Raw genomic sequence first — 13,243 nt, forward strand, 5'->3', positions numbered from 1 at the left:
TAATAAAAATAATCTAATTAAATATGTAGATTATATAAATTTAAAGGTTGTTGAATCTCTTCCTAATGACGAAAAAGATAACGTATATTTTATTTTATCATTACCTGAAAATGTATCTTTTATAGCTATTTATAAAAAAATTGACACTAATAACTATAAATATCAATATACTATAGATAATTTATCATCCATTGACAACATTTATAGATATAAAGATTTTTTAATAATTGAACAGTCAATTACTAATATTTCAAGCGAGTTTAGTGAAAATAAATATTTTCAAGTTTTTGCAAAGGAAAATAATAGATATGTTTCTGTTTTTAAGAAAAGTATTTATTTAGAAAAAATTATTACTAATGATAATTCCACCTTCAAAGAAATTGAAAAATGCTCTATTGATTGTTTAAATGGTGATATACCTAGAATATTATGTATTACAACAATTACTAAATATCAAAATTCTTCTATATCTGACTTAGATAATAATTTTATTGAATATAACAAAATTACACAAAAAGAAACTTATCAATGGAATCATAACACTCAAAAATTTTCTATTTTAAAAATAGAAATAGTAAAACAAAAAAAGAACTCCTAAAAGTTCTTTTTTATAATTGGCGGGAATGCGTGGGAATTGAACCCACCCAAGAAGCTCCTAACTCCTCATACTAGTTTTGAAGACTAGAGGGCACACCAGCACCCATCCACTCCCATAAAAATTATTTTTTATGTTCTTATTATACCATAATTATTTTTTTTTTGCAATTTTTAGTTCTGAATAAATAAAAAGAATAGCTATTAGCTATTCTTTTTATCCTACTATATATATATCTATTGTTTTTCTACCCCAATTTTTAACTTTAGATTCATCTAGCATAAATATATCTATTTTATTTCCTTTTATAGCACCGCCCGTATCTTCTGCTATAAATGTCATATCAAATTGAGGTATATAAACTTTCGTTCCATAAGGTATTACCTTAGGGTCTACTGCTATAGTTCCCCATTTTGGAGTTGTTCCAGTTGACGTTATTGAATGTCCTGAATATGCAGTAGCTACAACTGTCATTTGTTTTCTATTGCTATTATTTGAATTACTGCTGCTATTGTTAGGAGTAGAAGAAGCTTGTACTCTTGAAATTTCTCCTCTTGATGAAGCTACTTGAACTTCTACTTTTGTACCTTTTTTAACAACTCTATTGACAGCCTTTGCTGTCACAACTTCTTCTACAAAAGTTTTTTCTACCTTTTTTCCGTTATGATATGTTATTTTATATACTAATTCATTAGTTCCTTCTTTGCCTTCTGTTTCTACTTTAGAGTTTCCTTTTAATAAGTTAGCATCTTCTACTATATTTACTTCAAAAGGAACTTCATTACTTTCTCTAACAATTTCTTCTTTTACATCTGTAATTTCTATTTTAGTTCCGTCTTTTATTTTAGTACCTAATGCTAAACTTATTATATCATTACCGTCATATTTAACATTTTGCTCTTCTAAAACCTCTTTTACATTTGACTTAAATGTAGATATAGAACTCTCTTTACCTCTTACTATTAATGTTACATCTTTATTTAGGGCCAAATATCCTGTCACTAAAGCTCCAACTGATACTATTGTGGCCAAGACCGAGACTTTTATTTTTTTATTATTCTTAAAGTTCATAATATTCTCCTTTTCTATCTTTATTAAATTTATATTTTAAGTTCAATTCATTATTTCGATTTAAGATTATAATCATTTTGTAACTATGATGTAACTAAATTGTAACTATTTTGATACCTTTTGTCAACTTGACAAAATAAAAAGAATATGCTTAATTAGTTTTTTCAACTACTTAAGCATATTCTTTTTATTTCATTTTTTTACTATTATTCACTTACTAATTCATACTTGTATTCTTTGATTCCATTAGATAAACTATATATTTTTTCAAATCCATTTAAAGCAAGGACTTTTGCTGCACTTCTACTTTGTATCCCTATTCCACAATACATTATGATTGATTTAACTTTATATTGGTTTAAGTAGTCCATATTATCCGGAATTTCATTTAAAGGTATATTAATTGCATTAGGCAGATGTCCTGCTAAATAATTTTCTCTATTTCTTAAATCTATAATTAAATCAAATTCTTTGTTATCTATCATCTGTTTAACTTTATTTCCTTTTAAAACTACTACTCCCATAGGTCATCCTCCTTGTTGTATAGTATTATTTTATTATTTTTTTTACAAAATGTTACACTATATACTAACTAACTCTCTTTTATAACAATTTCACTTATTATAATTCATTAAATAGACTTTTTTCTATACAAAAAAAGAATATTCCTAAATAAGATTCAATTATTTAGATATATTCTCTCTATATTTATATATTATTTATTTGCCAATCTATAGGTACTTTACCTAATTCTTTAAGAATATCATTTATTTCAGAAAAATGTTTACATCCAAAGAACCCTCTACTTGCAGATAACGGACTTGGATGCGGTGCTTCTAATACATAATGTCTCTTTAAATCTATTAAATCTTTTTTCTTTCTTGCATTAGCTCCCCATAGAACAAATATAACTGGATTTTCACGCTCATTCAGCACTTCTATTACTTTGTCAGTAAAAATCTCCCAACCTTTATTTCTATGTGAGTTAGCTTCGTCAGCTCTTACGGTAAGTGCTGTATTTAGTAGCAACACTCCTTGTTCTGCCCAAGGCATTAAATATCCATTATTAGGTATAAAGCAACCTAAATCATTCCTCAATTCTTTATATATATTTAGTAGAGATGGAGGAGTTTTTACATTAGGTTGAACTGAAAAAGCCATCCCATGAGCTTGATTTTCACCATGATAAGGATCCTGCCCAAGTATTAATATTTTAGTATCTTTATATGAAGTACGCTTTAAAGCTTCAAATATATTATTTAGATTTGGATATATAATTCTAGTACTGTACTCTTCTTTTAAAAATTCTTTTAGGTTTAAATAATATTCTTTTTCAAATTCATCTTTTAGTAATTCATCCCAATCATTTGCTAATTCTACCATATAACATCACCTGCTTAGTTTATTTATTTTGTAAAAATAGTAGTTCAAAACTACCCTTAGTTTGCTTAATTTACTACTACATCTTCCTTCTGATTATTTGTATCCTTTGTCTTCATTTTTATATTAACCTTATTTGGTATACATACTATACTTTTTGATGGTTTATCTATAAACCCAGTATGAACGCATACTTTATCAGGGCAAGAAGAATCAAGCATTTCTACACCCTTATCATGTACTTTAACTATATTATAATCTTTCCCCTTTTGTATTTTTATTTCTTCTTTTTTGTTTATAGGGATACTCCTGTATAGCTTATTATTTACATAAATTTCTACAGTATCTATAGTTTTTGAGTTTCTAATGTTGTTTATTCCTATAAAAATAAAAGATATTATTAACACTACAATAATTAAAATTACATCTTTCTTCCTCATACAACTACCCCCAACAAATTATGTTATAATTAAATATAACATAATTTATTGGGGGGATACATTATGAAAGACAAAAAAGTAATATTTATATTCGTTGCAATAATTTTAGGAGTAGTAGGTATTTATACCTATAACATAAATAATAAGCTTAAATCCTTTAATAAAGATTACTTTGCTTTAGGTACAGTAAATGAAATTACTATATTTAGCAAAGACGAAGAAAAAAGCAACAAAGTGCTTAATCAATGCGGAAATATCTTAAACGATATTACAAATAGAATGAGTACACATATTTCAACCAGTGAAATCAATCAAATAAACCAAAGTGCAGGTAAGGATTTTGTTAAGGTTTCTCCTGATACTTTTGAGCTTATTAAGACTGCTATAAAATATGGAGCTATTTCTAAAGGAACTTTTGACATAACTATAGGCCCTGTTGTAGATTTATGGGCAATAGGTACAGATAAAGCAAGAGTACCTTCTTCTTTGGAAATAAAAAATATACTACCTCTTGTAAACTATAAAAATATACTTTTAGACGAAAAAAATCTTTCTATAAAATTAGCTAACCCTAACATGGAAATAGATTTAGGTGGAATAGCAAAAGGTTTTGCAGCAGATAAAATAGCTTCATATCTGAGAAGTCAAGAAGTTGACAATGCTATAATAAATTTAGGAGGGAATATTTATGTTTTAGGTAATAAAGAAGATAAAACTCCTTTTAATATAGGCATTCAAGATCCAACACAGCCTAGAGGTAACGCTATAGGTTCTATAGAAGCTTCTAATGTTTCTGTTGTTACATCTGGTATCTATGAAAGATATATTGAAAAAAACAATAAAATTTATCATCATATGATTAATCCTTCTACAGGCTATCCTTTTGATAATAATTTAAGTAGTGTTACTATTATTTCTACAATATCAATGAACTGTGATGCTTTATCTACCTCTGCATTTGGTCTAGGATTAGATAAAGGCCTAGAACTTGTAAATAATTTAGATAATGTTGATGCTATTTTTATAACAAGAGATAAAAAAATTTATTTAACTAAAGGAATAAAAGATAATTTCGTGCTAAATGATACTAGTTTTACAATTATAAATAAATAAATACATATATACTTGCAATAAAAATAGTATAGCCATATCCCCTCCCCACATTAGATTTTAAGTCCAACAATTTGGATGGAGTACAGAGCTATACTATTTTTTTATAGATATATTAGAATAAAGTTCTCTTATTATCATCTCTTTTTGTTATTTTGTTTCTATCGAAGTTTTCTAGGATTATCATACAGTTCTTTCTACTAGAATTAACTAAATCTCTATAATCACCTAATGTAATCTCTTTATTTTTCTCTAGATAATCTATCAAATCATCTTTAGTATTTTCGTAAATTTCTTTATCCATAATATGTTTATCATCTAATTTTTCTATGGTTTCATCTATCATAAATTCTATGACTTCTTCATAGTAATTATTTTCACAGATATCATTTATAGTTAATATAGAATTTAAACCACAAGCTTTTAGCTTCGCTTGTATTTTATTTTTTATTTCTAATTGTTTACTATTTAATGTAATCTCATAGCCATATAATGAAACTACGTTTTCTACTACTTTTATTAGTTTTTTACTATATAAAATTTCTAATAGCATATCCATTTCTCTAGACTTGAATTTATTTTCTATTTTAGATCTTAATTCTTCTTTTATTATTCCTTTTTTAAGTCTATTTTTCTTATGGTATCCTTCTAGCAGTTTTAATATATTTTCTTTTAGTTTTTCATACTGATTTATATGCATATACATATTATTTATAACTACTAATCTATTTTCTTGTATTAACTTATCAATAGCAATCTTTATATTTTCTTCACTTTCTCCACTATAACTCATGATTTCTTTTATAGTTGGGTAACTATTTAAGCTTCTTTTTAAGTATTCCTCTAATATGTCCTTAAGGTCACCTTTTTCTTTTACTTGAATAGAGTTTAACACATTTTCATCAAATCTCTTATGCTTTTTATGTGCTATATCTATTATTACTCCGCCTCCTATAGTTTCAAGAGGTGAGTAATTTCTAAGTACAAAATTATCGCCTTTTTTTGCAACTATACTTTCTTCTAATCTTAGCTGAGCATATGCACTTTCTCCACCTTCTATTACTTCTTCATTTAAAGGAACTACTCTACATAGTATTTCTCTAGCTCCATGATATATTCTTAGTCTATCCCAGTGCTTTAGAGTAATATTATTATGATTAGCTAAAGATATTTTAACATCTAGCATCATGCCTTCTTCCAAGGAATTTGGCGATGCTAAAACATCTCCTCTTGTTATTTCTTCTACTTTTACATTTGATATATTTATAGCAGTTCTTTGACCTGTATATGCAGCCTCTACATCTTGTCCATGTACTTGTATGCTTCTAGTTTTTACTTTTATATTTTTAGGGTAAATTACAAGTTCATCATCAACACTTATTTTTCCTTCAATAAGTGTTCCTGTTAAAACCGTTCCAAACCCTTTTATAGAAAAGACTCTATCTATATTAAGCCTCGCAGGAGAATTACAATTTTTATCTTCAAGGCCATCACTCATAGAATCTATTTTTTCTATTAATGTATCTATACCTCTTTTAGAAATAGAATCTATTTCTACCATATCAGCATTTTCTAGGAAGGTTCCTTCTACTTTTTCTCTTATATCTTCTTTTGCAAGTTCTATAAATTCTTCATCTACTGTATCACATTTGGTAAGTACTATTATTCCTTTTTTTATATTTAAAAAAGTAAGTATATCTAAATGCTCAACAGTTTGAGGCATAACACCTTCATCCGCTGCTACTACAAAAAGTACTATATCTATACCACATGCACCTGCTAACATATTTTTTATAAACTTCTCATGCCCAGGTACATCAACAATTCCTACTCTCTTTTTGCTTGGCAAATCAAAATATGTGAAACCTAGATTTATAGAGATTCCTCTCTTTTTTTCTTCAGCTAAAGTATCTGTATCTCTACCTGTAAGCGCTTTTACTAAAGTTGTTTTACCATGATCTATATGGCCTGCAGTTCCTACAACTATATTATTCATATTACCCCCCTATCCGTTTTACTTTAAAGCTTTTTCTAATTCTTCAACTATAATTTCAAATTCATCTTCAAATATTGTTCTAACATCTAATATATATTTATCATCATAGATTCTTCCTATTATATGGTGTTTTCCTTCTCTAAGTTTTCTTTCTAAAGTTGATACATTAATATTATTAGGTTTTATAGCTATAACCTTAGATTTGATAATTTCTAAAGGCATTGAACCTCCACCAACTTGAGAAAGTCCATCTTCTATGTGTATATTTATATTTAGTTCTTTATTTTTGATTTCATTGAATAACATATTAGATTTCTCTATTATTTCTTCTTCCGAATATGTTAACATTCTTAATGTAGGTATATTTTTTATAGCTTTTTCCTCATCTAAATACATTCTTAGTGTAGCTTCTAAGGCACATATTGTAAGTTTATCTACTCTCAATGCTCTCGTAAGTTGATTTTTTTTCATTTTCTCTATATACTCTTTTTTACCAACTATGATACCTGCTTGAGGTCCACCTAGCATTTTATCACCACTAAAAGTAACTATATCTGCACCTTTATTTAATGAATCTAAAACTGTAGGTTCATATGATAAACCATATTTAGATAAATCTACAAATACACCACTTCCTAAATCTTCTATAACAGGAACTTTATATTTTTTTCCCAGTTTAGCTAATTCATCTATCTCTACACTTTGAGTAAAACCTAAGATCCTGTAATTACTTGTGTGTACTTTCATTAATACTTTAGTTTCTTCATTTATAGCTTCTTCATAGTCTTTTAAATGCGTCTTGTTAGTTGCTCCAACTTCTACTAATTTTGCTCCACTTAGCTCCATAATACTTGGTATTCTAAATGCTCCGCCAACTTCTACTAACTCTCCTCTTGAAACTATAGCCTCTCCTTCTTTAGCTAATGTATTCAATACTAAAAGTACTGCTGCTGCATTATTATTTACAACTAGTACATCTTCTGCATTAGTAAGTCTTTTTATTATATTAGTTAGATGAGTATATCTAGAGCCTCTATCTCCTTTTTCTAAATCATATTCTAGGTTAGAGTATCTAGATGCACTGTTCCATACTTCATCTTTTATAGTTTCGCTAAGCAAAGACCTTCCTAAATTAGTATGCACTACTATTCCTGTTCCATTTATTACTTTTTTTAATGATAATGAGTAGTTAACTTCTATTAGTTCTAGTGTATTATTTATTATTTTATCAAAAACAACTTCAAACTTTTTTGTTTCTTCTTCATTTAATTTTTTTATTTGTTCTCTATATAAATTAATGGTCTTTCTTATTGAATCCAATACTAAGCTTCTTGGATATACTTTCAATGTTTCTACAATTCTATTATCCCCTAAAACTTCATCAACAGAAGGTAAGCTAGCAAATAACTCTTTTTTATTCAAAATCATCACTCTTTCTCTAATTTAATTTATATTTTGCATCCCCTTGTTATATATAAATATGATTTTTATATAACTGTAATATATTTATTCTCTTTTGGTTTAACTGTTCCTATAATTTTTGCTTCTATTGCTCCATTTAATTTCATATCTTCTATAAGTTTTTCAGCTAAGTCTGATCTTACAGATATCAAAAGTCCTCCTGATGTTTGAGGGTCATAAAGTATATCTTCTAGAGCTACTTCAATATTTTTCACTTCTACATCTTTTGATATATACTGTTTATTTCTATACATTCCAGCTGGAATTATACCCATATTTGCCATTTCTATAGCTTCATCTAATATTGGTACTTCTTTTGCATATAGTTCTATACTTACATTAGATGCCTTTGCCATCTCTAATGCATGTCCAAGTAAACCAAATCCAGTTACATCCGTTACTGAATTTACATCTATTTTGTCAAAACTCATCGCTGCATATTTATTTAAGTGAGTCATCACTTCTATGATTTTATTCACAGTACTTTGAGATACTAATCCTTCTTTCATTGCAGTATTTAGCACCCCTGTACCAATTGGTTTTGTAATAATTAATTTATCTCCACATTTTGCAGTTGCATTAGAAAGTACTTTGTCAGGATGAACCATACCAGAAACCGAAAGTCCATACTTAGGCTCTTTATCATCTACAGTATGTCCTCCAACTAAAAGAGCTCCACTTTCTTTTACTTTATCAAATCCACCTTTTAATATTTCTGCTAATACATTCATATCTTGACAAGCTGGGAAACACACTATGTTCATAGCTACTAGAGGTTTTCCTCCCATAGCATATACATCTGATAATGAATTAGCTGCAGCTATTTGGCCAAATATATATGGATCATCTAGCATAGGTGTAAAAAAATCTAAAGTTTGAATTAATGCCATTTCTTCATTTAATTTATAAACTGCTGCATCATCTGATGTATCTAAACCAACTAACAACTTACCTGTATCTTCATTTTTAGGCAGTTGACATAGTACTGACGCCAGAACCTCTGGCCCTATTTTGGCTGCTCAGCCTCCAGATGTAGTCAGGTCTGTAAGTCTTATTAAAGTTTCCATAACTAAGCCTCCTTATTAATATCTTTTACATAAATATAATATCATATTTTTATGTATTTATTTAACATTATACTCTTTTATATATACATTTTTTAATCTAAGTCTATTTTGTCCTTTAAATCTTTGTATTTTTTGTCTCCTATACCATTTACATTTTTTATCTCTTCTATAGATTTAAATTTGCCTTTTTCTTCTCTATAACTTATTATTTTATTTGCTGTAGCTTCTCCTACACCTGGAAGCTTATCTAATTCTTCTACTGTGGCTAAATTTATATTTATTTTTGCGTTTTCTACTTGATTTACAATTTGATTGGTTTCACTATTCGCAACTATATTTTCTCCTACTTTAGGTACTATGTAGTGTTGCTCATCTTTTATTTTTATAGCCAAATTTATTCTATTTAAATCTGCCTCATTAGTAACCCCACCTAATTTATTAACTGCATCAGATAATCTTTTATCACTTTCTATAGTAACTACACCTGGATTCTTCACTTCTCCACTAATGAAAATAGTTATGTTCTTTTTTAAATTATTATCTTTGAGATCATAATTTACTTCCTTTACATCATTATCTTTATTGATCTGTTCCGCTTTACTTACAACGAAAACATCCTCTTTTATATTTGAACTTTGATTGTATATTATACCCCCTACACCAAAAATTAACAAAGTTAAAAATATAGCAATTTTCCATATTTTATTCAATTTAATCACTCCTTTATTTTAATTATTACCAAAAATATGTTATACTAAAATATAAGTTTAATTGGGAGGTTATCAGATGAATAGAATTTTATCTCTTTTAGCATCATTACTTATAGCCTTCACCTATTGTTTAGGTGCTACAACCAATTCCTTTGCTACAAGTAGCAATCCTAACTTAACTGCTCAATATGCAGTATTAATGGATTATGAAACAGGAAAAATTTTATACGAAAAGAATGCTAATAATAAACTTTATCCAGCTTCAACTACAAAAATTTGGACTGCTTATGTAGTTTTAAAGCATGTTTCAGATTTAAATAAAGTAGTAGTGATAAAAGATTTACCTGTTGTTGAGGGCTCTAGTATGTACTTAAAAAATGGTGAATCTTTCACTGTCAAACAATTATTAGATGGGGTGTTAATTCATTCTTCTAACGATGCTTCAGTAGCTCTTGCTATGTATGTAAGTGGTTCTGAAGAAAAATTTGTTCAACTTATGAATGAAGAGGCTAAATTAATCGGTGCCAAAAACACTCATTTCAATAATGCTCATGGTTTACCTGATTTAGATCATTATACCACAGCTCACGACATGGCTCTTATGGCTAGAAAAGCTATGAATAATGAGATTTTTAGAAGTATAGTTAAAACGCCTTCTATAAAATTTGAAGCTTCTGAAGTTTTTCCTTCAGTAAGAGATTTTAGAAGTACTAATAAATTTCTAAATTCAAATGAAAAAATCGACTATAAAGGAAAAGAAATACCTATTGAATATGATATAGTTGATGGCGTAAAAACTGGATACACTGATGATGCAGGAAGATGCCTTGTTTCTAGTGCTGTAAAAGACAATATGAGGCTTATATCTGCTGTGTTTAAAACTAACGGAAATGATTTATACTTAGACTCTAGAACTCTATTAGATTACGGTTTCGATAATTATTACTCTACTACTTTAGTAGATAAAGAAAATTACGTTAATAGTAAAAGAGTTCCATTCAGTAAAGAAAAAGAATTGATTTACTCACCTGAATATAGTTATAAATTAGTTTTACCTAAAGGAACAAAAGAAAGTGAATATACAGTAAATGTAAATTTAGCTGATATTAAATTACCTATAAAAAAAGCTGATAAAGTCGGTACCTTTGAAATCTATAACGGAAAAAAACTTGAACATACTATGGATTTAGTTGCAAAAGATAATGTTAATAGTATATTTAGTTTTATTACAGAAAATAGAGTACTGATAAATACACTTAAAATAGCTTCATTTATTTTATGTGTCGTGCTTATAACATTTATAATTATTATTATTAGAAAAAAATCTAGAAAATCAAATAAATCAATTTATTCTAAAAAAAACAGAAGAAGACGTAGATAATTACAACTATAAAAAAAGACTATTGCTTATGGTTCATTTCAAATCATAAGCAATAGCCTTTTTATTTTTCCTCAATTACTTTATCATACAGTTTAATTCCACTACCATGAACCATAATTAAGTTTTTGGGTCTTATAGCATTTACAGTTTTAATTAAATCTCCATATTGAGCATGAGATACTAAACTAATGTCAATTAAGTTTATATCCATAGCATCATATGGTTTTATTTTTTTATCTATAGTATCTTTATCAATATATCCACACTTTAATATAGTTACCATATTTTTATCATTCAGTGCTAATTTATAGTATTTCTCTGCTATACTACCTTCATTTATTATTCCACCTGTAGCGATTATAACGTCACTTTCATAGTACCTATCATGAATATCTTTGTCTACATTGTAAATTAACTGCTCATTTATACTAAACTTTTTTTCTACTTTATTGTAATATTCATTCACTTTGATTGCCAATCCATCTACTAAAACACTGGCTTTAGTAGTACTATTATTAATCAAATCATAACATTCTTGAGCTACTCCTATAGCAAATGACGGTATAATAACCTTGACTTCATTTTTTACCGATAAACTAACAAAATAATTTAAAAGTTTTTTCTTGTATAGATATGGTAAGTCTATATCTTTGTTTCCATAAGTTGATTCTATTATTAGATAATCTGCATCTTTAAATTGTAAAAATGTTTTTTCATCTATATACTGTGTTGTTGCCTGGCTATTAAAAGAAAAATCTCCAGTGTAAACTACTCTCTTATTTTCATATTCTATACAAACACCTATCGAACCCTTTATATGATTACTAGGAAAAAACTTAACTTTAAAATCACCGATCATAAATTCTTCATTATCTTTTTTTATGTTTATTTTGCTATAATCTATTGTAAGGTCTTTTGCTACTATATTTACAATATGGTATGTATCCTTTGTCATGTAAATATTATCTACATATTTTTGAACCAAATCTAAACTGCCATAATGATCTAAATGTGCATGACTTAAAATTACAGCTTTTATTTTTTTTAAGTCTACATTGTTTTCTTCTAAGAATGTTTCTATCTCAATCTTTTTTATTTCTTGTTTTAACATAGATGCACCACAATCTATTATTATATATTCATCTTTTATTTTTATAAGATGCATACTTACCAATGCTTTTGGCTTATAACTTATTATTTTTATAAAGTCATCTTCAAAGTTATACTTGCTAATAGTTTGTGGGATATAATTTTTTTCTTTTAAATTTATATCTATACCTTCTAATAATGCTTTAGCTATATATTCTTCAATATTGTCACAAGGCAACATTCCCATTAAGTCAATTTCATCTCCATAACTACTTAATTTTAGTTTATACAATTCTTCTAATTGATGTAAATTTAATTCTCTAAGTATATTAATAATATCAGACATATATTTTTTATATTCTTCAAGTTCTAACTCATCTAAGCAGTTTTTTCCTGGTTTAATATTTTCTATTACATTGGTTTTTCTATCATTTATAAGATTAATTAGTATATATATATACTTTTTTCTCTGTTCTTTTAGTGAATCTAATTTTTCGCTAATATCATCTACATATGTTATTGGTATTTTAAAGTATATTAATATGTCAATAAAATCATCTATATTAGATTTATTTGAGTTTATTATTTCAATTATTTTTTCCTCATTTTTCATGAACATGAATTCTGCTTGTTCATACAACTTTAAATTAAGCAAAGATAATATAGAATATATTATTCCTACGCTGTTATTATTAAAAGAAAAACTTTCTACCCCATATTGGAATGATAATAAATACTCTTTTAATTTATACTTTGTATATGTTAATAATTCCAGAAAATCTTTTTTACTTTTTTGTATAAACAAAATATTTTCTATAAAGTAATCTATTTCTTTTATATTTTCTATATCATTGTATTCAAAGCTTTCTAACGTAGAAACTATTTCTTTTTCTATCTTTTCAACCTCTTCTTTACTAATCGAAACCCCTTTATATTTATACAT

12 protein-coding genes and 1 tRNA gene are annotated in these 13,243 nt (G+C 27.1%); 3 read left to right on the top strand and 10 right to left on the bottom strand.

Going from position 1 to position 13,243, the window contains the following annotated elements; all coding sequences use genetic code 11:
• A partial coding sequence (locus tag ACRC03_RS15830; protein WP_438653564.1) for a hypothetical protein occupies positions 1–598 on the top strand: 598 nt, incomplete at its 5' end.
• 17 nt (positions 599–615) lie between these two features.
• On the opposite strand, the gene ACRC03_RS15835 is transcribed toward ACRC03_RS15830, so the two are convergent.
• From ACRC03_RS15835 to ACRC03_RS15855, 5 genes are all read right to left on the bottom strand, one after another.
• Positions 616–712 (bottom strand) — tRNA-Sec (locus ACRC03_RS15835).
• 99 nt (positions 713–811) lie between these two features.
• Positions 812–1,666, bottom strand: a complete 855-nt coding sequence (locus ACRC03_RS15840; RefSeq protein WP_438653565.1) for a 3D domain-containing protein — start codon at positions 1,664–1,666, stop codon at positions 812–814.
• Positions 1,667–1,872: 206 nt separating this feature from the next.
• Entirely contained in the window at positions 1,873–2,190 is a 318-nt protein-coding gene (locus tag ACRC03_RS15845) for a rhodanese-like domain-containing protein (protein WP_438653566.1), read from the bottom strand.
• 184 nt (positions 2,191–2,374) lie between these two features.
• Complete coding sequence (locus ACRC03_RS15850; RefSeq protein WP_438653567.1) at positions 2,375–3,049, bottom strand: uracil-DNA glycosylase; 675 nt, start codon at positions 3,047–3,049, stop codon at positions 2,375–2,377.
• 65 nt (positions 3,050–3,114) lie between these two features.
• The gene (locus ACRC03_RS15855; RefSeq protein ID WP_438653568.1) at positions 3,115–3,486 is read right to left on the bottom strand and encodes a NusG domain II-containing protein; all 372 of its coding nucleotides are present in this window, start codon (positions 3,484–3,486) and stop codon (positions 3,115–3,117) included.
• Positions 3,487–3,549: 63 nt separating this feature from the next.
• Here ACRC03_RS15855 and ACRC03_RS15860 point away from each other — a divergent pair, with 63 nt between their 5' ends.
• A complete protein-coding gene (locus tag ACRC03_RS15860; protein ID WP_438653569.1) occupies positions 3,550–4,599 on the top strand; it encodes an FAD:protein FMN transferase in 1,050 nt (349 codons plus the stop codon).
• Between the two features lie 112 nt (positions 4,600–4,711).
• Here ACRC03_RS15860 and selB read toward each other — a convergent pair whose 3' ends face one another.
• From selB to ACRC03_RS15880, 4 genes are all read right to left on the bottom strand, one after another.
• Positions 4,712–6,592: a selenocysteine-specific translation elongation factor gene (selB, locus tag ACRC03_RS15865; protein WP_438653570.1), complete on the bottom strand. Its 1,881-nt coding sequence runs from the start codon at positions 6,590–6,592 to the stop codon at positions 4,712–4,714.
• 18 nt (positions 6,593–6,610) lie between these two features.
• On the bottom strand, positions 6,611–8,020 hold the full coding sequence (gene selA, locus ACRC03_RS15870) for an L-seryl-tRNA(Sec) selenium transferase (RefSeq protein WP_438653571.1): 1,410 nt from the start codon (positions 8,018–8,020) through the stop codon (positions 6,611–6,613).
• Between the two features lie 59 nt (positions 8,021–8,079).
• Positions 8,080–9,120: a selenide, water dikinase SelD gene (gene selD, locus ACRC03_RS15875; RefSeq protein ID WP_438653572.1), complete on the bottom strand. Its 1,041-nt coding sequence runs from the start codon at positions 9,118–9,120 to the stop codon at positions 8,080–8,082.
• 92 nt (positions 9,121–9,212) lie between these two features.
• Positions 9,213–9,830: a DUF655 domain-containing protein gene (locus ACRC03_RS15880; RefSeq protein ID WP_438653573.1), complete on the bottom strand. Its 618-nt coding sequence runs from the start codon at positions 9,828–9,830 to the stop codon at positions 9,213–9,215.
• A gap of 76 nt (positions 9,831–9,906) precedes the next feature.
• Between ACRC03_RS15880 and ACRC03_RS15885 the strand changes: the two genes are divergently transcribed.
• Positions 9,907–11,211 carry a D-alanyl-D-alanine carboxypeptidase family protein gene (locus ACRC03_RS15885; RefSeq protein ID WP_438653574.1) on the top strand — a complete coding sequence of 435 codons (1,305 nt, stop codon included), beginning with the start codon at positions 9,907–9,909 and terminating at the stop codon, positions 11,209–11,211.
• A gap of 61 nt (positions 11,212–11,272) precedes the next feature.
• Here the strand turns inward: ACRC03_RS15885 and ACRC03_RS15890 are convergent, their stop codons facing one another.
• Complete coding sequence (locus ACRC03_RS15890) at positions 11,273–13,243, bottom strand: MBL fold metallo-hydrolase (RefSeq protein ID WP_438653575.1); 1,971 nt, start codon at positions 13,241–13,243, stop codon at positions 11,273–11,275.

The sequence above is a fragment of the Romboutsia sp. genome (assembly GCF_051659545.1).
Taxonomy (GTDB): Bacteria; Bacillota; Clostridia; order Peptostreptococcales; family Peptostreptococcaceae; genus JBOFOR01.